The organism is Rhizobium sp. CC1099, from assembly GCF_029714385.1.
Lineage (GTDB): Bacteria > Pseudomonadota > Alphaproteobacteria > Rhizobiales > Rhizobiaceae > Rhizobium.
The window spans coordinates 181,981-201,797 of the sequence record NZ_CP121643.1; the positions used below are offsets into that span (position 1 = coordinate 181,981).

General features: G+C 59.4%; 17 protein-coding genes and 2 pseudogenes. 17 read left to right on the forward strand and 2 right to left on the reverse strand.

What is annotated here, in order from left to right; all coding sequences use genetic code 11:
• Positions 1-3 precede the first annotated feature (3 nt).
• The 17 genes and pseudogenes from QA644_RS34250 (at position 4) to QA644_RS34330 (ending at position 17,755) form a co-directional block, all read left to right on the forward strand.
• On the forward strand, positions 4-699 hold the full coding sequence (locus tag QA644_RS34250; RefSeq protein WP_283074097.1) for a GntR family transcriptional regulator: 696 nt from the start codon (positions 4-6) through the stop codon (positions 697-699).
• Positions 700-1,145: 446 nt separating this feature from the next.
• A complete protein-coding gene (locus tag QA644_RS34255; RefSeq protein ID WP_028759123.1) occupies positions 1,146-1,748 on the forward strand; it encodes an amino acid synthesis family protein in 603 nt (200 codons plus the stop codon).
• 14 nt (positions 1,749-1,762) lie between these two features.
• Entirely contained in the window at positions 1,763-2,608 is an 846-nt protein-coding gene (locus QA644_RS34260; protein ID WP_283074098.1) for an alpha/beta fold hydrolase, read from the forward strand.
• Positions 2,605-3,540: a flavin reductase family protein gene (locus QA644_RS34265; RefSeq protein WP_283074099.1), complete on the forward strand. Its 936-nt coding sequence runs from the start codon at positions 2,605-2,607 to the stop codon at positions 3,538-3,540. Before QA644_RS34260 ends, QA644_RS34265 begins: the two co-directional genes overlap by 4 nt.
• Positions 3,537-4,579: pseudogene (locus QA644_RS34270) on the forward strand (LLM class flavin-dependent oxidoreductase). The gene QA644_RS34265 and the pseudogene QA644_RS34270 overlap by 4 nt, the downstream one beginning before the upstream one ends.
• Positions 4,580-4,583: 4 nt before the next feature.
• Positions 4,584-6,047, forward strand: a complete 1,464-nt coding sequence (locus QA644_RS34275) for an aldehyde dehydrogenase (RefSeq protein WP_283074100.1) — start codon at positions 4,584-4,586, stop codon at positions 6,045-6,047.
• A 3-nt stretch (positions 6,048-6,050) separates the two neighbouring features.
• A complete protein-coding gene (locus QA644_RS34280; RefSeq protein ID WP_064819526.1) occupies positions 6,051-6,374 on the forward strand; it encodes an NIPSNAP family protein in 324 nt (107 codons plus the stop codon).
• A gap of 48 nt (positions 6,375-6,422) precedes the next feature.
• Complete coding sequence (locus QA644_RS34285) at positions 6,423-7,433, forward strand: polyamine ABC transporter substrate-binding protein (RefSeq protein WP_283074101.1); 1,011 nt, start codon at positions 6,423-6,425, stop codon at positions 7,431-7,433.
• Between the two features lie 113 nt (positions 7,434-7,546).
• Positions 7,547-8,419, forward strand: coding sequence for an ABC transporter permease (locus tag QA644_RS34290; protein WP_283074102.1), 873 nt, complete (start codon positions 7,547-7,549; stop codon positions 8,417-8,419).
• A gap of 1 nt (position 8,420) precedes the next feature.
• On the forward strand, positions 8,421-9,221 hold the full coding sequence (locus QA644_RS34295) for an ABC transporter permease (RefSeq protein WP_283074103.1): 801 nt from the start codon (positions 8,421-8,423) through the stop codon (positions 9,219-9,221).
• Entirely contained in the window at positions 9,218-10,297 is a 1,080-nt protein-coding gene (locus QA644_RS34300) for an ABC transporter ATP-binding protein (RefSeq protein ID WP_283074104.1), read from the forward strand. The genes QA644_RS34295 and QA644_RS34300 overlap by 4 nt, the downstream gene beginning before the upstream one ends.
• Before the next feature lie 10 nt (positions 10,298-10,307).
• A pseudogene (locus tag QA644_RS34305) lies at positions 10,308-10,538 on the forward strand (aldehyde dehydrogenase family protein); the annotation flags it as partial.
• The gene (tnpB, locus tag QA644_RS34310; RefSeq protein WP_283074367.1) at positions 10,539-10,700 is read left to right on the forward strand and encodes an IS66 family insertion sequence element accessory protein TnpB; all 162 of its coding nucleotides are present in this window, start codon (positions 10,539-10,541) and stop codon (positions 10,698-10,700) included.
• 68 nt (positions 10,701-10,768) lie between these two features.
• Positions 10,769-11,554 (forward strand): IS66 family transposase zinc-finger binding domain-containing protein, encoded by a 786-nt coding sequence (locus QA644_RS34315; protein ID WP_283074105.1) that lies wholly within the window; start codon positions 10,769-10,771, stop codon positions 11,552-11,554.
• 452 nt (positions 11,555-12,006) lie between these two features.
• Positions 12,007-15,645, forward strand: coding sequence for a P-loop NTPase fold protein (locus QA644_RS34320; RefSeq protein WP_283074106.1), 3,639 nt, complete (start codon positions 12,007-12,009; stop codon positions 15,643-15,645).
• Positions 15,642-17,258, forward strand: a complete 1,617-nt coding sequence (locus tag QA644_RS34325; RefSeq protein ID WP_283074107.1) for an SIR2 family protein — start codon at positions 15,642-15,644, stop codon at positions 17,256-17,258. The genes QA644_RS34320 and QA644_RS34325 overlap by 4 nt, the downstream gene beginning before the upstream one ends.
• Complete coding sequence (locus QA644_RS34330) at positions 17,255-17,755, forward strand: nucleoside 2-deoxyribosyltransferase (RefSeq protein ID WP_283074108.1); 501 nt, start codon at positions 17,255-17,257, stop codon at positions 17,753-17,755. Before QA644_RS34325 ends, QA644_RS34330 begins: the two co-directional genes overlap by 4 nt.
• Before the next feature lie 116 nt (positions 17,756-17,871).
• Here the strand turns inward: QA644_RS34330 and QA644_RS34335 are convergent, their stop codons facing one another.
• On the reverse strand, positions 17,872-18,270 hold the full coding sequence (locus tag QA644_RS34335; RefSeq protein ID WP_283074109.1) for a hypothetical protein: 399 nt from the start codon (positions 18,268-18,270) through the stop codon (positions 17,872-17,874).
• 79 nt (positions 18,271-18,349) lie between these two features.
• Positions 18,350-19,816, reverse strand: coding sequence for a hypothetical protein (locus QA644_RS34340; RefSeq protein ID WP_283074110.1), 1,467 nt, complete (start codon positions 19,814-19,816; stop codon positions 18,350-18,352).
• Position 19,817 lies beyond the last annotated feature (1 nt).

Genomic DNA, 19,817 nt, shown 5'->3' on the forward strand with positions numbered 1-19,817 from the left:
AACATGAGCGGTGCTTTAAAGGGCGCGGAAATTAGAGTGGAACGCCCGGCAAAGACATTGCGGGAGCTGGCACTCGACAAGGTCCGGGAAGCAATCGTGAACGGTTATTTCCGCCCAGGGGATCGACTAGTCGAAAGGGATCTGTGCGCCCAGCTCGGCGTCAGTCGGACGATTGTCCGCGAGGTCCTGCGACATCTCGAATCCGAGGGGCTGGTCGCCAACCTCCCCAACAAGGGGCCGATCGTCGCCGAGCTCGACCTGGCGGAGGCCAAGCAGATCTACGAAATTCGCGGCGCACTCGAAGGTATGGCGGCGCGGCTGTGTGCCGAACGCGGCAATCCAAATATAGTCTCTGCGCTGGAAGCTTCGCTGCAATCGATCCGGGACTGCTATCGCGACAACAATATGCCCGGGGTGCTGTCGCACACTACGGCGTTCTACCAGACGCTGTTCACCATGGTCGACCGGCACGTTGCCTGGGGCGTCGTCAATCTTCTTACCGTGCGCATAAATCACTTGCGCTCGATGACGATCAAGACTGAGCGGCGCGGCATCGAGGGGCCGGCGCAGATGGCGCAGATCGTCGACGCCATCCGCCGCGGTGACGGCGAGGGAGCCCAGCAGGCAGCGATGGATCATGTCGCGGCGGCGAGTGCGATTGCCGAAGCGGTGCTGTCCGCCCAGAAGCCAGCCGAATAAACCAGCTGCAGACCGCCGCTGCTGTTCTACAGCCGCAATCACGACTCCATGGAATCCAGAAAGAAGCCGCACTGAGACTTGACACCCAACTTTGCGCAATGTGATGGTATGCCATAATCTATCATATCTAAGGCGGTATCATATGGACTGGGATCATTCTGCCTTTTCGGATTTGTCGAGCGCCTGCGGGCTGCCGACGCGGCGTCTCGAACGCCTGACAACAAGCTGATCCAAATTGCCTTCGAGGCTCGACATCGTTCGCGCGTCGCCGAGTTTCAAATCCGCCCTATCCACAGCAGTTGGGCAACCGGGAAGATCCTGTAAAGTGCTGTTTTTAGATATGTATTTTGAATTGGTTGGCTCCGCCGGCGTCTCTGCAGAAACAAACTTGACAGCGCAATATCATGGTATACCATAATATCTAATATAGAAAGTGAGGTATTCGGATGGCCATTCAAATTCGCAAGACGGGACTGCAGATCGAAACGACGCTGATCGAGGGCGGCAAGGCCGCGGCGGTTCCGCTGAAGCTGTTTACCGCCTTCGCGGTCGTGAAGAATCCCTGGGCGGGCCGTGGCTTCGTCGATGACCTCAAGCCTGAAATCCATGCAGGCGCTCCGGTGCTCGGCGAGCTGCTGACCAAGATGATCATCGATGCGGTCGGGTCCGGCGAGGCAGTCGAAGCATATGGAAAGTCCGCAGTCGTCGGCCTGGACGGCGAGATCGAACACGGATCGGCGCTCATCCACACGCTGCGTTTCGGCAATTTTTATCGCCAGGCCGTCGGCGCCAAGTCCTATCTCGCCTTCTGCAACACACGCGGTCCTGCCAATGCGCCGATCATGATCCCGCTGATGGACAAGAACGATGAGGGCCGTCGTTCGCACTACCTGACCATCCAGACGTCGATCCCCGACGCGCCTGCCGCCGACGAGATCGTCGTGGCCCTCGGTGCTTCGATAGGCGGACGCCCCCATCACCGCATCGGCGACCGCTACCAGGATCTGAAGGACCTGGGGCAAGACGTTGCCAATCCTGCGGGCGTTTGAAGGAGCGCTTTGAGATGCTGACAGCCGGATCGACCACAGGCACCGCTGCAGCAACGAACGCCGCCGGTGCCTTGCCCCGAAAGAAGACGGCAAGCGGCACGGCCTATCACGAGGCCGGCAGTGGTGAGCCGCTGGTTCTCATTCACGGCGTCGGCATGCGGCTCGAGGCCTGGGCTCCGCAGATCGCATTTCTGTCTGCGGACCATCGCGTCATCGCCGTCGACATGCCGGGACACGGTGAGAGCGCAAAGCTGCCGGCAGGCAGTCGGCTCGAGGAATTCGTTGCCTGGTTCGGCCGCTTTCTCGACGAGATGGCGATCGATACGGCAAATGTTGCCGGGCACTCGATGGGCGCATTGGTATCGGGAGGGGCGGCGGCGACCTTTGGCAAGCGTATCAGCCGTGTCGCCTACCTCAATGGCGTCTACAGGCGTGACCCTGAAGCCAAGGCTGCCGTCTTGGCGCGGGCTGCGGCCATTCCGGTGGCGGGCGTCGACAAGGAAGGGCCTTTGGCCCGCTGGTTCGGCGATGATGCGGACAGCATCGTTGCGCGTGAATTGACACGAAAATGGCTGAACCTCGTTGATCCCCAGGGCTATGCCGTCGCTTACGCTGCCTTTGCACGCGGAGACGAGACCTATGCCGATGGCTGGAAGGATGTGGCCGGTCCGGCCCTGTTCCTGACGGGGTCCGATGACCCGAATTCGACACCCCTGATGGCAACCCAGATGGCGGAGCTTGCGCCGCGGGGCTACGTCCGTATCGTCGAAGGCCATCGTCACATGGTGAACCTGACCGCGCCTGATATCGTAAATTTGCTGCTCGCCGAGTGGCTGTCGTTCGGGGAGGATGAACGATGACAATCCAGACTGTCGACCCAAGAGCGCTGCGAGATGCATTCGGGGCTTTTCCCACCGGCGTGACTGTCGTCACCGCCTGCGACGGGGATGGAAATCCGATCGGCTTCACGGCGAACTCCTTCACCTCGGTCTCGCTCAATCCACCTCTGCTGCTCGTCTGCCTTGCCAAGACGTCGCGCAATTTCGCCATCATGACCGGAGCGCCGCATTTTGCCATCAACGTGCTTTCGGAAACGCAGAAAGACGTGTCGAACACTTTTGCGCGCCCGGTCGAAGACCGGTTTTCGGCGGTCGAGTGGGCGAGGGGATCGGCAGGCTGCCCGATATTCTCGAATGTGGCGGCCTGGTTCGAATGCGCCATGGAACAGGTCATCGAGGCCGGCGACCACGTCATTTTGATGGGACGCATCGAAGCTTTCGACAATAGCGGCCGCAACGGTCTCGGCTATGCGCGCGGCGGTTATTTCACGCCGACGCTGGCAAGCAAGGCGGTTTCCGCGGCAAGCGAAGGCAATATCGAACTGGCCGCAGTCGTCGAGCGCCGCGGAGAGGTACTGCTGCTCGGCGAGGATGTGCTCTGCCTGCCAAGCGTCGACGCCTATGATGGCAACCCGACCGAGGCGTTGCAAACATACCTGGAGTCGCTCACCGGGCTGAGGGTCAGCATCGGCTTTCTCTATTCGGTCTATGAGGGCAAAAGCGACGGCAAGCAGCACATCGTCTATCACGCCGTTGCCGGCGAGGGCGAGCCTGCCGGCGGCAGGTTCGTAAAACCTGACGCCTTGGTTGCGGCAAAGTTCAAGACCAGTTCGACCGCCGATATCGTCAACCGTTTTGCGATGGAAAGCTTGATCGGCAATTTCGGCGTCTATTTCGGCGACGAGACCGGCGGCACCGTTCATCCCATTCCAGCCAAGGGCGCAAAAGCATGAAGTTCTCCCTCTTCGTCCATATGGAACGGCTCGACGCCAGCCAGAGCCATAAAAGCCTCTATGAGGAATTCGTCGCGCTCTGCGAGATCGCCGACAAGGGCGGCATGCATGCGATCTGGACGGGCGAGCACCATGGCATGGATTTCACCATTGCGCCCAACCCGTTCGTGACCATTGCCGATCTGGCGCGCCGCACACATCGCGAGCCCGGCTTGGGACGGGGACGGTGATCGCCCCCTTCTGGCACCCGATCAAGCTAGCCGGCGAGGCCGCCATGGCCGACATCATCTGCGACGGAAGGCTCGATATCGGTATTGCGCGCGGGGCCTATTCCTTCGAATACGAACGTCTGCTGCCCGGTCTCGATGCCTGGGGCGCCGGCCAGCGCATGCGCGAGCTTATTCCGGCGGTCAAGGGCATATGGGCCGGCGACTACGCCCATGACGGGGAGTTCTTCAAGTTTCCCTCGACCACCTCGGCGCCGAAGCCGCTGCAGCAGCCGAACCCGCCCATATGGGTTGCGGCGCGCGATCCGAACTCGCACGAATTTGCCGTCGCCAACGGCTGCAACGTTCAGGTGACGCCCCTCTGGCAGGGCGACGACGAGGTTCAGTCGTTGATGGAGCGCTTCAACGATGCCTGCGCGAAGAATCCCGAGATCGAGCGGCCCAAGATCATGTTGCTGCGTCACACCTATGTCGGCTCGTCAGAGGACGATGTCGCCCAGGCTGCCCATGAACTCAGCGTCTACTACAATTATTTCTTCGCCTGGTTCAAGAATGAGAAGCCGGTTACCCAGGGTCTGATCGAACGGATCCCGGACGAACAGGTCAGAGCAAACGCGATGCTGTCGGATGAGGTCATGCGCACCAACAATGTCGTTGGCGACGCTGAGACCGTCATCGCCCGGCTCAAGGCGTATGAAGCGCTCGGTTATGACGAATATTCCTTCTGGATCGACACCGGCATGAGCTTCGAGCGCAAGAAGGCGTCGCTCGAACGCTTCATCACCGAGGTCATGCCAGCATTTCAGGAGTAAGACCATGCGGCGTTTCCAGCACTACATCGACGGCGAATTCTCAGATGGCGAGGCCAGCTATCCGAGCATCGATCCCGCCTCCGGCGCGGTCTGGGCTGATATGCCCGAGGCGCGCGAAGGAGATGTCGATCGGGCTGTCAACGCGGCCGACAGGGCGCTTTACGAAGGCCCCTGGTCGAAACTGACGGCCACCCAACGCGGCAAGCTGCTTTACAAGCTGGCCGACCTGGTTGCCGCCAACGCGCAGATCCTCGCTGAACTGGAGACACGCGACACCGGCAAGATCATCCGCGAGACATCGGCGCAGATCGCTTATGTCGCTGAATACTATCGCTACTATGCCGGCATCGCCGACAAGATCGAAGGCGCCTACCTGCCGATCGACAAGCCCGACATGGATGTCTGGCTTCGCCGCGAGCCGATCGGCGTCGTTGCGATGGTCGTGCCGTGGAACAGCCAGCTCTTCCTGTCCGCGGTGAAGATCGGCCCGGCGCTCGCGGCCGGCTGCACGATGGTGGTCAAGGCCTCGGAAGACGGGCCGGCGCCACTTCTCGAATTTGCACGGCTCGTGCACGAGGCAGGCTTTCCCGCCGGCGTCGTCAACATCATCACGGGTTTCGGCGCCTCCTGCGGCGCTGCCCTCGGCCGGCACCCGAAGGTCGCGCATGTCGCTTTTACCGGCGGCCCTGAAACCGCCCGGCACGTCGTTCGCAACTCGGCCGAAAACCTCGCCTCCACCTCGCTTGAACTTGGCGGCAAGTCGCCATTCATCGTCTTTGCCGACGCAGATCTCGAGAGCGCGGCCAATGCCCAGGTCGCGGGCATCTTCGCCGCGACAGGGCAGAGCTGCGTTGCCGGGTCACGGCTGATCGTCGAACGCAGCGTCAAGGATAAATTCGTCACCTTGCTGCGGGAAAAGGCGGAAGCGATCCGGATCGGCGCCCCGCTTGATATGGCGACCGAAGTCGGGCCGCTTGCCACCAAGCGCCAGCAGGACAATATCGGCGCCCTCGTCGCGAAGTCGATCGAAAGCGGCGCCCGCCTCGTCACGGGAGGACGCAAGATCGATGGCGAAGGCTATTATTTCCCGCCGACGATCCTCGATTGCGACGATGTCGCTTCGCCGTCTCTGATCGAGGAGTTCTTCGGGCCGGTCCTCTCCGTCGTGTCCTTCGAGACCGAAGCCGAGGCGCTGCGGCTTGCCAACGACACCCGCTATGGCCTGGCTTCCGGCATCTTCACCCAGAACCTCACCCGGGCGCACCGGCTGATGAAGGGCATCCGCGCCGGCATCGTCTGGGTCAACACCTACCGCGCCGTCTCGCCGATCGCGCCCTTTGGCGGCTTCGGCCTGTCGGGCCACGGCAGGGAAGGCGGCATGGCCGCGGCGCTCGATTATACCCGCACCAAGACGATCTGGCTCCGGACCTCCGACGATCCGATCCCCGATCCTTTCGTGATGAGGTGAGCGATGTTTTACGAGGTCCGCACCTATCGGCTCAAGAACGGAACGATCCCGCAATATCTCAAGGTCGTCGAGGAAGAGGGCATCGAGATCCAGAAGAGTCATCTCGGCACGCTGGTCGGCTACTTCTTCTCGGAGATCGGCACGATCAACGAGATCGTCCACATCTGGGCCTTTACGAGCCTGGACGACCGGGAAGCGCGGCGCCAGAGGCTATTGGCCGATCCCCGGTGGCAGGCCTTCCTGCCCAAGATCCGCGATCTCATCGACGTAGCGGAAAACAAGATTATGAAGCCAGCTAACTTTTCTCCCAGGAGCGAGGCGCGCTGACGGCATAAGGCATACCCGTAGGACAAACCAGAACAAGGATAAGGGAACATGAAAACAACATTTGCTTTCGCGGCGGTTGCCGCATTCGTGGCTGTGTCCGTACCGGCACACGCTGACAGCATGGTCTTCTCGAGCTGGGGAGGAACGACCCAGGACGCGCAGAAGGCGGCATGGGCCAGCCCGTTCACCGAGAAGACCGGCATCACGGTCGTACAGGACGGGCCGACCGACTACGGCAAGCTCAAGGCGATGGTCGAGGCTGGCCAGGTCACCTGGGACGTTGTCGACGTCGAAGGCGACTATGCCGCCCAGGCCGGCAAGAATGGCCAGCTCGAGAAACTCGATTTCTCGGTCATCGATAAATCCAAGCTCGATCCGCGCTTCGTCACCGATTATTCGGTCGGCAGCTTCTATTATTCCTTCGTCATCGGCTGCAACGCCGATGCCGTCAGCGCCTGCCCGAAGACATGGGCGGACTTGTTCGATACGACGAAGTTTCCCGGCAAGCGCACATTCTACAAGTGGTCGGCTCCCGGCGTGATCGAAGCGGCGCTGCTTGCCGACGGCGTGCCTGCCGACAAGCTTTATCCGCTCGATCTCGACCGCGCCTTCAAGAAGCTCGATACGATCAAGTCGGATATCATCTGGTGGTCGGGCGGCGCCCAGTCGCAGCAACTGCTGGCCTCCGCCGAGGCGCCCTTCGGCAGTGTCTGGAACGGCCGCATGACGGCGCTTGCGGCAAGTGGCATCAAGACGGAGACCTCTTGGGAACAGAACATCACCGCTGCGGATTCGCTCGTCGTGCCGAAGGGTTCGCCGAACGTGGAAGCGGCGATGAAGTTCATTGCAATGGCGACCTCGGCTGAACCGCAGGCCGCCTTTGCAAAGGCCACCGGATATGCGCCAATCAACCTTGACTCGGCCAAGCTGATGGATCCGGAGACGGCCAAGACGCTGCCGGATCAGCAGACGGCCAGCCAGGTGAATGCCGACATGAACTACTGGGCGGACAATCGCGATGCCATCGGCGAGAAGTGGTACGCCTGGCAGGCAAAATAGCCTGAAACTTGAGATGAACGGGCACGGCGAATGTTCGCCGTGCCTCTGCCAGCGTCGGTGCGCATTTGTTGGACCTCGGCGTCGGCGGAAATTGACGGGTGAGAAGGACTGTCATGTCGACATATAGCGATGCCTCCGGCGCAATTGCGCCCCTGCCGAAGGTGCGCAGGGCAACAGGGTTCAGCGGGGTCCTTCCGGCTCTCGCCTTCGTGACGATCTTTTTCATCGCGCCGGTGGCGGTGCTCTTGCTGCGCAGCGTGCTGGAACCCGTGCCGGGCTTTGGAAACTATGCGCAGCTGATCGGGTCCGCGACCTATCTCAAGATTTTCGCCAACACCTTCATCGTCTCAGGCCTCGTCACAGTGATCTCGCTGCTGATCGGATTTCCCGTTGCCTGGGCGCTGGCAATCATGCCCGGGCGGCTGACCTCGGTGATCTTTGCGATCCTGCTGCTCTCGATGTGGACCAACCTGCTTGCGCGCACCTATGCCTGGATGGTGCTTTTGCAGCGGACGGGGCTGATCAACAAGATGCTGATCGGAATGGGGCTGATCGAAAAACCCCTGGCATTGGTCAACAATCTGACCGGAGTCACCATCGGCATGACCTATATCATGCTGCCCTTCATCATCCTGCCGCTCTACGGCGTGATCAGGAAGATCGATCCGTCGACCCTGCAGGCGGCAGCCCTTTGCGGCGCCAACCGGTGGCAGTGCCTGACCCGTGTTCTGCTGCCCTTGGCCATGCCCGGTATGGCGGCTGGTGCCCTCATGGTCTTCGTCATGTCCCTTGGTTATTTCGTCACGCCGTCGCTTCTCGGCGGCACTGCCAACATGATGCTCGCGGAGCTGATCGCGCAATTCGTGCAGTCGCTGGTCAATTGGGGAATGGGAGGTGCTGCGGCGCTGGTTCTACTCGTGGTGACCCTGTTGCTTTATGCCGTCCAGCTGCGCTTCGTCGGCAACCAGAACCCGGGAGGGCGTTGACATGTTGCTCAATTTCGACCGCCTCGGCTGGTGGAAATACATCCTGCTGACGATAACGCTTCTGACCGCGGCCTTTCTGCTGCTGCCGATCGTCTTTATCGCGGCGCTCTCCTTCGGCTCCTCGCAGTGGCTGATCTTTCCGCCGCCGGGCTGGACGGTTCAATGGTACAGCGAGCTCTTTGCCGATCCGCGCTGGCTGGAATCGGCCTGGACGAGCTTCAAGATCGCGGTGATCGTCACTGTCCTGTCGGTGCTGCTCGGGCTCGTGACATCCTTCGGGCTGGTGCGCGGTTCGTTCCTGTTCCGCGATGCGCTGAAGGCGCTGTTTCTGACGCCGATGATCCTTCCCGTCGTGGTTCTTGCGGTTGCCCTCTATGCCTTCTTTCTGAGGATCGGCCTCGGCGGCACGCTGGTGGGCTTCGTCATTTCGCACCTCGTTCTCGCGCTGCCCTTCTCGATCCTCTCCATCTCAAGTGCGCTGGAGGGCTTCGACAAGTCGATCGAGGATGCGGCGGTTCTGTGCGGAGCCTCGCCTCTGGAAGCAAAGATCAGGGTCACCCTGCCTGCGATCAGCCATGGGCTGTTTTCGGGCGCCGTCTTCTCGTTCCTGACATCCTGGGACGAGGTGGTGGTGGCGATCTTCATGTCCAGCCCGACCCTGCAGACGCTGCCCGTCAAGGTATGGGCGACGCTGCGGCAGGACCTGACGCCGGTTGTCGCTGCGGCGTCGACCCTTCTCATCCTTTTGACGATCATCTTGATGGCGCTGGTTGCCGTCGTGCGTAAGGTACTGAAACAATGAAAGAACCATTCCTTCAGATCCGCGGAATACGCAAGGAATACGGCCCTGTCGTTGCCGTCCACGACGTCAATCTAGACGTTCGGCGCGGGGAGTTCCTGACCTTTCTCGGACCATCCGGATCCGGGAAAAGCACGACCCTCTACATTCTGGCCGGCTTTGAAACTCCGACGAAAGGCGACATCACGCTGGAGGGCAAGACCCTGCTCGCCACGCCGTCGCACAAGCGCAACATCGGCATGGTGTTCCAGCGCTACACCCTGTTTCCGCATCTGACCGTCGGCGAAAACATCGCATTCCCGCTGAAGGTCAGGCGCAAGTCCAAAGCCGAGGTCGACAGCAAGGTGAAGGAGATGCTGCGCCTCGTCAGGCTCGAAGGCTTCGAGGATCGCAAGCCTGCACAAATGTCCGGCGGCCAGCAGCAGCGCGTCGCCCTTGCCAGAGCCCTTGCCTATGATCCGCCGGTGCTTCTGATGGACGAGCCGCTGTCGGCGCTCGACAAGAAGCTGCGCGAGGAAATCCAGCATGAGATACGCCGGATCCATCAGCAGACCGAAGTGACGATCCTCTATGTCACGCACGACCAGGAGGAGGCGCTGCGGCTCTCCGACCGCATCGCCGTCTTTTCCAAGGGCGTCATCGATCAGATTGGGACGGGGCCGGAACTTTACGCCAATCCGCGGACCCGCTTCGTTGCCGAATTCATCGGCGACAGCGACTTCATTTCCTGCGACCTGCTGTCGTCGTCCGACGGGCAGGCCAGCATTTCGCTTGGCGGCGGGAGCGTCTTCAACCATATTCCGGTGCATGGAAAAGGAACCTCCGGGACGAGGGCAGCCCTGATGCTGCGGCCGGAGCGCATTCGGCTGTCGCGCGCCCAGGCGGCGGGAGCGGGGCTCGCCGCAACCGTCAGCGACATCACGTTTCTCGGCAACAATATACATGTCTCGACCAAAACGGCGACCGGCGAGGCGCTGGCGGTTCGCCTGCCCTTCGGTCACGAGGCGATCACCGGGCTTGGCCGTGGAGACACGGTACATCTGGATTTCGATCCCGGTGCGGCCCATGTCTTCTGTTGAAAGTCGTCCTATGAAACTCAGTGATCCCTCGCTGTTCCGTCAGGCATGCCCGATCGCCGGCCGCTGGATCGAAGCGGAAGGCCGCCCGGCGACGACGGTGCGCAATCCGGCAACCGGCGCGCCGCTCGGCGCGGTCCCCGACCTCGGGGCCGCGGAAACGGAGGATGCCATCCGGGCAGCCGTCGTCGCCCAGAAGCTTTGGGCGAAGAAGACGGCCGGAGAACGCGCCTCTATTCTCAAGGTGCTGATCCACAAGCGGTTGGAGGGGACCAAATTCGTCTGGCCACAGGTCCGTGACGGCGTGATGCGGATGTCGCCGGTTCAGTTTGCAGCCCTGTTCGAGGGGCTCGATTGGCGGCTCGTACGGTCCGAGCGACAGCGACGTCCGCAGCTTGCCGGATAAGTGCGGCGGATTGAATCAGCACCGTGTTCGATGTGGTAAGCCATTCGAAAATATGATTAAAATTGCGCATGAGCCAAGCGTCACTGTCCGAAGAAAACGCTGCCTTGAAGGCGCTTTTAGCGCAGACGCAGGCTGCTCTTGTCGAGCATCAGGTGGCGTTGGCCCAGTCAGAGGAAGCACGGCGGCGACTGGAAGCCATCGTCAGCGATCTGCGGCGCGACAAGTTCGGCGCGAAATCGGAAAAGCTGAGCCCGGAGCAGTTCAATCTACCTCTTGAAGATATCGAGATCGCGCAAGGCATTCTCGATGCCACCCAGGAAAGGGCCGAAGCCGTCATTAAGGGCAAACGCCAAGAGCCAAACGGGCCGCGCCGCAGTCGCGGCCATTTGCCAGCGCATCTGCCGCGCGTGGAGCAGGTCATCGAGCCCGAGAGTACGATGTGCCCCTGCGGCTGCGGACAGATGGCCAGGATCGACGAAGATACCTCCGAACGCCTCGACAGGGTTCCTGCCCAATTGCGCGTCCTGGTGACGCGACGGCCGAAATATGCTTGCCGGCGCTGTTCGGGCGCAGTTGTCCAGGCGCATGCGCCCGAACGTGTCGTTCCAAGTGGTCTTCCCACCGAGGCGTTGATTGCCCAGATCGTTGAAGCGCATCGCCAGGCGCCGCATCTGTGCGAAAACTCGCAAAATTACTATCACATCAGCTTACCGCATTTGATTGCCGAAGTGATATACCAAGTCAATGGCCACCCCTTCGAAATACTTACCGGACGTCCATTGGAGTGGGAGAATAAAGTAACGCAGATACGGCGCCTGCTTCGAAGTTGCTTTCGTTCAAGCGGCTCTCTCTAAACTGTCGAACACTCAGCAGTTAACGCGCATTATTACGCCTCGTCTTCTATCTGAGTCGCTACGATTAACCGCTGTACAACTAGTTCATTCCAGGCACTAGACAGGCGCGCATCGACCTTCTTCCTAGCTTCAGATAGATCAGGTGTATTTTCGAACCATTTTTGAACCATCTCAGCAATGTCTTCACGGTATCCGCGACTTTCCTCTCCAGGAGGCCACGTCAGCCTTGCTCCTTCGCTTCTTTCAGCGGGCCGGTAGCTACTGCGGCAATGCAACGCCGGCGAAGCGGTCGCTGCCCGTCTCATCTGAACGCTTTGCGGGGTAAAACGAACCCCGGGATCAAGGCGATTTCGATAATCTGTGGTTGAATCGCGTAACTCTCTCCTGATAAGCGTGCTGGCAGATAAATTGACCTACACACTTTTTTCGCAGTGACTTCGGGGAGAAGATCTTTGCCAATCGCACCGAGATGGAGTGACTTAGCAAGCGATGTCGCGCAACTCTTTGGGTTCTCGCGCCCCCGATCGCCAGCACTTAATCGAACAATTGAACGTGGCATCCGATATGTTTCGATCGATGAACGAGCCCGCCGGATCGTCTTCGATGCCAAGTCGCTGGTTGTTGGCCTTCTTGCGGCAGGAGAAACCGAGCGAGACTCTATTCGTTGGGGCGACACCGCCACATGGTTTTACGATTGGTTTGTTCGGCAACTGTCAGAAGGCGATTACCGCACCGCGATCGATGCGGCGAAGACCGACCCTGATTTGATTTTCCCCGGCTATGAAGAAGGTTTCCAGGTTGAACTTTCGGGCGACGTCCAGGCTCTTATCTCCCGGGCGGCTGAAGTCTCGCTGTTCATGAATGGCCGCGCAGACTTTGAGGCACGGCATTTCTTTGCAGCAATGGTCGGCTCGGGTTTGCTGGCGAAGCAGCTAGCGGAGCTGTTCGGGTTCTATATTGCCAATGTCGAGGATGATCTCAAACGAAACCTGATCGCCCGCCTGCTCACCCAGCCAGATACGGGCGAGACCCTTGAGAAGTGGCTGACCACCTTTTCACTCCCTGAAAGTGATAAGAAGTTGTTCGCAGAATCGACGCGAGAGGCGGACATTGGGCCGGTTGATCCAGCTGTTGATGACCTACTCAGACAGCTCGAGATAAACGACGTCACACACACCGTTCGTGTCGTCCTGGCTGAAGCGGCAAGAATGAACCAGCAGCCTGACGGGCCTGCAGAAGTCAGCAGTACACGTCTGTTCCTCTCTTGCCTTGTGGTCGGTCGCCGACGACCCGTTGAGCGACGGCCATTCGATCTCTTAACGGCGCTGGTGGCACTTTCTGATGACGAGCGCTTTCGAGGGTTGGGAGCGATCGAGAGAACTTATCGGACGACGTCCTCTCCGCCACCCCAGTCGATAAAAGCCACTAGCAACGTTTTAGAAATCCTGCGGACCGCCGGGAACTCTGGCTGGTATAACAGCCGCGCCCTCGGCGTCGACGAGCTGTTAACTGCACTGCTGTTGCAATCCGGAACGAAGATCGAAGAGCGTTTTCTAACCGGCAACATTTCGCATGACCTCCTTCGTACCGCCCTTGTGGCAACGCTGAGACCCTACGACCCGCAATGGAATCGATGGGCCAAAGCTTTCAATCTGTCGCCGGCCGATCTCGACAGCTTCGGAAGTCCGCCGCCGTTGACACAATCAACGGACATTCTCTTCGCCGAAGTCGGCAATGATAATCCCGACAAAGCGACCCTCAACGACGTTCTTGGCGCCGCGGATGAGGCCCGAGCCTTTGCGAGAGTCGCGACGGCCCGTGGGGTCAGTCCGCCCCTCGCCTTCGGCGTCTTTGGAGAGTGGGGATCAGGCAAATCGTTTTTCATGCGGCTCATGCAGGAATATGTCGATAAGATCTCAAGGAGAGAAGCCACCGAGGCTCAAAACGGAGGCGCATTTCATGAGAACGTTGTGCAGATCCGGTTTAATGCCTGGCACTACGTCGAGAGCAACCTGTGGGCCAGTCTCGTCGACAATATTTTCGTCGAACTCGATAGGTGGTCGCGGGCCCGTCAACCAGCTGATGGCGGCAACTTTCTCCTCGATGAGCTCGTCACCGCTCGGGAATTGTCCCTCGATGCCGCAGAGCGGCTTGTTCACCAACGCCAGCAACAAGAGCTGGCGGCAGACAGGCTTCTTGCTGCCGAACGCGAACTGCGGCTGAAAAAGCAACAGGTCGGGATTACGCCGCGGGCTCTCTGGAACGTTGTCAAAGAGAATTTCGCGAAGGAAGTCGGACCCGAGAAAATCAAGAAAGCGGCCGACCAGCTTGGTTTGACCGAACTCGCTGAAAACGCCGAGGCGCTGAAATCCACGCTCGATGAGGTAAAGACCGACGCCGCCAGAGCAAGGGTGCTGGGTCGAGGCTTGTTAAATCGTCTTTCATCGAGCTGGTCCATCGCCGCGTTGTTCTGCGCTATCGTTGCGGGGCCAGCGGTGTTCGCTTTCGGTTATGACCAGCTGGCGACATGCTTCAGCGGGATCTCAGAATATGTCAATCGCTGGGTTGCTTCCCTGGTCGGACTGCTCAGCGCCACGACCGTAGTCGTGAAATTTCTTCAGCATCGGGTACGGACGGGCCTCGTAGTCCTGGAGAGCTATCGTGACAAGTTGGAGGAGGCGATCGACGCCCAGCTCAAGACACCGGCGGATGCAGTTGCGGCGGCAGAAAGCGATTTGGTGCGCTTGACGTCTGAGGTTGCTGAAGCCAAAGCTGCCCTAGCGACCTCAAGTGACCGGTTGGCACGAGCTGCCAAAGAATACGAAAGCGATAGCGGGCGGGACCGTTTATTACGGTTTGTTCGCGATCGCGCAGGTAAAGATGGCTACTCTAAGCATCTGGGCCTTATCGCCAATATTCGCAAAGACTTCACCCAGCTCTCTGTCCTCATGGCGGAGGTCGATGCACGACTGCGAAAAGACGACGACAAACAGTTCGAGGATTACAAACTTCGCGTCCAGGCGCTCATCGCTGACGCTGGCGAAAACTATCTGACCGGCGACGAGAAAGCGCGTCTTGAGGCGCTTCTGTTGCGTTCAGAACCAGACCCAGCACAAAGCTTCGACCGCATTATTCTCTATATTGATGACCTGGACCGATGCCCGCCCGAGCAAGTGGTCCAAGTTCTACAAGCCGTGCATTTGCTGCTATCGTTTCCTCTCTTTGTCGTCGTCGTTGCTGTCGATACCCGTTGGGTCAGCCGTTCTCTCGAGGCTCATTATGCCGGCCTGCTGGCAGACCATTCGACGAAGCATGCCAGTGCATCCGCCAGCGATTATCTCGAGAAAATCTTCCAGATCCCCTACTGGGTGCGGCCAATGACGCGGGAGGCAAGCATTGCCCTCCTTTCGTCACTATCGGCGGTTCCGCGGCCGCTCTCGACCGCTGTGCAGAGTTCGGCCCCGCCGGCCTCTGATCCCAAGACGGTTCCGGACCGGACGGCCTTGGATGCGCCAAACCACGTCGATTTGCCAGAAGCCGGAGATCCGCAGAAGGAACGGGAGAGCGGTGAGGAGTTTGGTCAGCCTTCCTCCCGGGCAGGGGAGCTTCCACAGCCTCCCGGCGCACGAGCGTTGACCCTTTCCGATGCAGAGCGCAGATACATGTCGTCCATCGCTCCGTGGGTCGGCAATACACCCCGACGCACGCTTCGGTTTCTCAATATTTATCGCGTCATTAAAGCCAGCCTCGACGCCGGCAACCTTGTCCGCTTGGAAAGCGGCGGTTATCGAGCCCTGATGGCCCAACTTGCTTTGATCGTTGGGTCGAAGAAAGGCGAGGGTTTGACATTGCTTGGCGAGCTTGCCGAGGGCGGTAGTATCGACGAGATCCTGAAACGCAGTGGCGACAATGAAGTCTCGCCAGTGGCGCGTGGCGCACTGCAGGTGTTCAATGACGCTTCACAGCCGGTCTCCTCGGCCGACTGGAACTTTTACCGCGAAATGGCGGGTCGCTTCGGCTTTGAGAATCATCGGGTAAGCGATGCGCGGCCGACCCCTCAAACACAAACTGTAGATTCGAGTTCGAAATGAAGAACGAAGATAGAGCCTTTCTTCGGCAATACGCACGTGCTGTCATTCACATGCGCGAAAGACATTCTTCCAAGGGCCTCGGCCTTATCCTCGGCGCCGGTGTCAGCCAGCCTATTGGCTTTCCTGCCTGGGGAGAGCTTGTCGACCGGATCGCCTCTTCGCCTGACGTCCAGGGCGACCACCTTCTGGCGGCCGCAAACGGTCTGTCGGATACGGCAAAGACACAGATGCTGCTTCAGCATTTTCGAACTAAACGACTAGACCAGCTCGGCTATCAGCAGTCGGCCCGTTCGCTCCGGAAAATCCACGGCGAATGGCGACGGATCGTTCAGACAGCGCTCTATCGCGATGCGCCACGAGAAGCCAAAGAGCTCGATGCCACACACCCATATCTGTCAGCGTTGATCGGCATTATTGCTGAATCGCCAATGACGGTGACGTACAATTTCGACGATACGATCGAAAGGCTACTGCAGTTCGCCAAGAACCCGAACGGCAACGCCTATGGCCGCGGCTTTGAGACTGTTTGGGATGCGGCTCTCCAGCCGAAACGTGATGCGGCCGTCATCTACCATCCTAACGGCTATCTTCCAAGCAATCTGCTCGAGTATCCCAGCGAAAACCTGGTCTTTTCCGAAGACAGCTTTGCCGACCAGCTAATCGAAAGCATGGCCGGCCATCATGCCTCGCTTCTCCACCATCTCGCACGGACGACCTGTGTATTCTTAGGCTTGTCGCTGCAAGACGAGACACTGCGGCATCTCCTTCGTCAAAATGCGCGCATCAATCCCGGCCAATGCCACTATTACATCTCCTGGCGCAAAGCCGGCGAGCCACGCAACCTCGAGGCCGAAAAGCTCATGCAGGAGGCCAATTTCGATGTTTATAACCTCATCACGCTTTTTCTTGACGACAGTGAGATTGCATCCCTCGGCCGCCTCGTCACCGCCGGCGATGCGGATATCCGGCACGCGGCGGAAGAAGAGGGTGTCGAGCTCCGCTATGTCTACTATCTGACGGGAGCGATCGGCGCCGGCAAAACGACCACCCTTTCCTACCTCGGTTCGCTGATAACGTTCGAAGAGTGGACCGAGGCTCGAAACGAACTTCTTGGAAAATCTTGGATCGATCTTACCGGACCTCAGCGTGAGGAAGTGGATGACTGGATCCAACGGCAGTTTGTGAACAAGAACATGGCGCTCATCGAGAAGACGTCCGGCGTGATCGCTGTCGATCGACCGCCGCTGGACCCCCTTTCGTTCTCCAATCCTGGGGAGGTTGCCGCAAAGGCGGAAAAGATGATGAGTGCGTTCAGCCCGGGGAAGTCGCACCGGCAGGTGGTCCCGGGACAGGTCATCATGCTCGACGGAGCCGCGTCGGAGTTTGAGGCACGCGTGATCGGCCGGCATAAAGAGAGCACAGCGGCCGTGATCGAGGACCTGCAGAAAAATCTCCGTCGGATTTATGAACAGACACAGGATGTTGACACGTCAGGCAGCTCAATCCACTACGTCGTTAAATCCGTTGCCAAGATTGTCCATCTCGGCGTCTATCGGCCTGTGGACCTCCACGCGCGTTTGACGCAGATCGCAAAAGAGGGACTGAAGGCTTGAGAAGGCCCCGCATCTATCTGGCGGCTCCACTTTTCACAGCGGGCGAGCGAGATTTAAATGCAACGATCCGCGATGCTTTGGCCGTCCATTGTGACGTCTATCTTCCGCAGGAAGACGGGGCGTTGCTTGCGGAAGCGATTGAGCGCGGGGATGACCCCGAGGTGGCCTCCCGCTATGTGTTCGACTGTGATGTAACAGCGTTGCGGGACTGCGATATTCTGTTGATTGTTTTGAACGGACGCACAGTCGACGAAGGTGCCGCGTTCGAACTAGGCGTGGCTTGGGCTTTGGGCAAGATATGCGTGGCCTATAAGGATGATCCCCGCCAACTTCTTGCGCTCGGCGACAATCCGATGATCACCCAGTCGGTCAGAACGGTGTTTCGTAAGATTGAGCCGCTCGTTGAGTGGGCGGCTAGCTGTGCCTGGCTCGATCGCGAAGGCGTCCCGTCATTTTTCGAGGACGCCGCTCACATGCCGCCAAGTGGCGCCGATTGATGAATATACCTACGTCGCAGTGCTCACTGTTTCTGACCTCCAGGACTCTTTCCGCCATAGCTTTCAGATGCGGTACAAGTTTACCCGCAAAGGCGGAACGACGTTCACGGCGTTCACTATTGTTCGCTGTCTCTCCCAAAGTATGGGAGGTCGGATGACGGAGATGGGCAAGATCGAATGGCAGTTGCTCCGGTGGCCCGAAGGCGGTGTTCATGACGTGCAAAACCAAATTCGATCATCACATTCGGATTCGGGAGCTGCTTTCCATTTGCTGTCATACCGACGAACGTTACATCCCCAACAAAGATCTCGCATTCGCGGATCTTTCGAAGAATTGTCTCGCTGACAGGCGGGGTACCCGAAACGTCCGCGGTGTCTGAGTCCAGACGGATCTCGACATCATGATCCTGCCTTAGTGTTTCGACCGCCGCTTCCAGCGCAATCCTGATAAAATGGTTGCAGACTTTTCCATCGCGGTCATTTTGCCAGGCGTAGAAGATATGAATCGGGCGCATGGCGAAACTGTAGCACCATCACGGTTTTTGCGTGCAACGTGGGAGCGATGTTCCCCAGGAATCAGCGAGTGCCGTTCTGCTAGTGATCGGCCTGGACGACCCTGTGCGCTTCCCAAGTTTCGGGTGTCCATTCCACCACCATGTGATCATCAGATCCAGGCCCTCCGGTTTCGACGTGATGGACGCGAAGTCCGGCAGAGCCATCCAAGCAAAACCCTGTGCGCACGGCCCTGGGATCCGTATCGATCAGCTTCTCCTTGCCCCGACGTCGGACTTCGAGGATTGCGCTACAACTGACGACAAACCTTGACTGGCTCTTTCGGCCAATTTCAATCGATCGCTGATGTTCCCAGCGCCCAAATGCGAGGCCAACGTCGAGCACCGGTGTCAGCACCCAGTCAGGAAGGGCGTGCAAGGCGACGTCGCCTCCTGGCGTCTGCTGTTCCAGGTCCTCGCAGATCAACACCATCACCCGCCCGAGCCCGAGAATGTCGCAAATGATAAGCTCCTGACCAGTCGCGCAGTCCTCCATGTGCCGATCACTCTCGTGCCCCTTGGCACGAGGCACGTCGCATTCCTGCATCCTTTCCCATCGCATGTTGAAGGAGTTGAGCTTTCGTTGGCGAAACAGGACGTCTCCTGTGGCACTCATGACCACAGCCTCATTGAACGGACGCCCTATGCCAGCATCGATTTCCTTCGTTGGGCCGCTTCCGACCAGAATCATCGCTTGGTGGCTTCGCGCCCCCCTTTGCAAGCTTGCGCTTAGGCCCTCCACCGCCTCATCGCTTGTGACAAGTTCAGGAAGAACGATCAGACCAGCATGCTTATCAAGGAGCGCCGTGACTTCAGATTTGATCCGCTGCCCGAGTTCGGTGCTTTTCGGCGCCGTGTCGAGGAATGCTCGACGACCCCGATCTGATGCGGTGAATTCGAGATCGTGCCGATCGACGGCGATTGGCGCAAGTCCGACGCGATCGAGCGCGGCCTTCTCCACGGACAGACGGCTCGGTGGAAGCGCAAGCGGTTTCAGCGAGTAGTGCCTGCCTGGATGCGGTACGAAGCTAAGATGTGAGAACTGGTGTGCAAGCGAGGTGCCGCTTTCGTCTTCTCCCCTCATTTGCGATTTGCCGAGCATCAGGAGACCTTTCGGGAGAACAAATCCCTTGCCCGGAAGCTCTGCGTAGGAACCGTTCATGGTTCGGTCGCTGCGCATGATCGAAAGCATCTCGCATATCGGAGCGCTTCGCCCGCCGTGCCGCGTTTTACCGGACGGATGAATTCGCATCGTCGCGCGATCAACGGCGCACATGACGACGAAGGCGCGCTCGTCGACGTCGTTTACCTCGTGATCGAACACCGGGGGGTTTCCGTCGAGGTAAGCCATAATGTCGAGCGGAACTTCACTGTCGTCGCAGCTTTCTAGGCGCGCAAGCACAGCCTGAAATTCCTTCGAGCGCCACCCCTTCCAGGGACGAAGCGTCACGGCCCGTTCGTGCGGTTCCACACGCGCCCAGAGTTTTGCGAAAAGCGCGCCCGGCCGCACG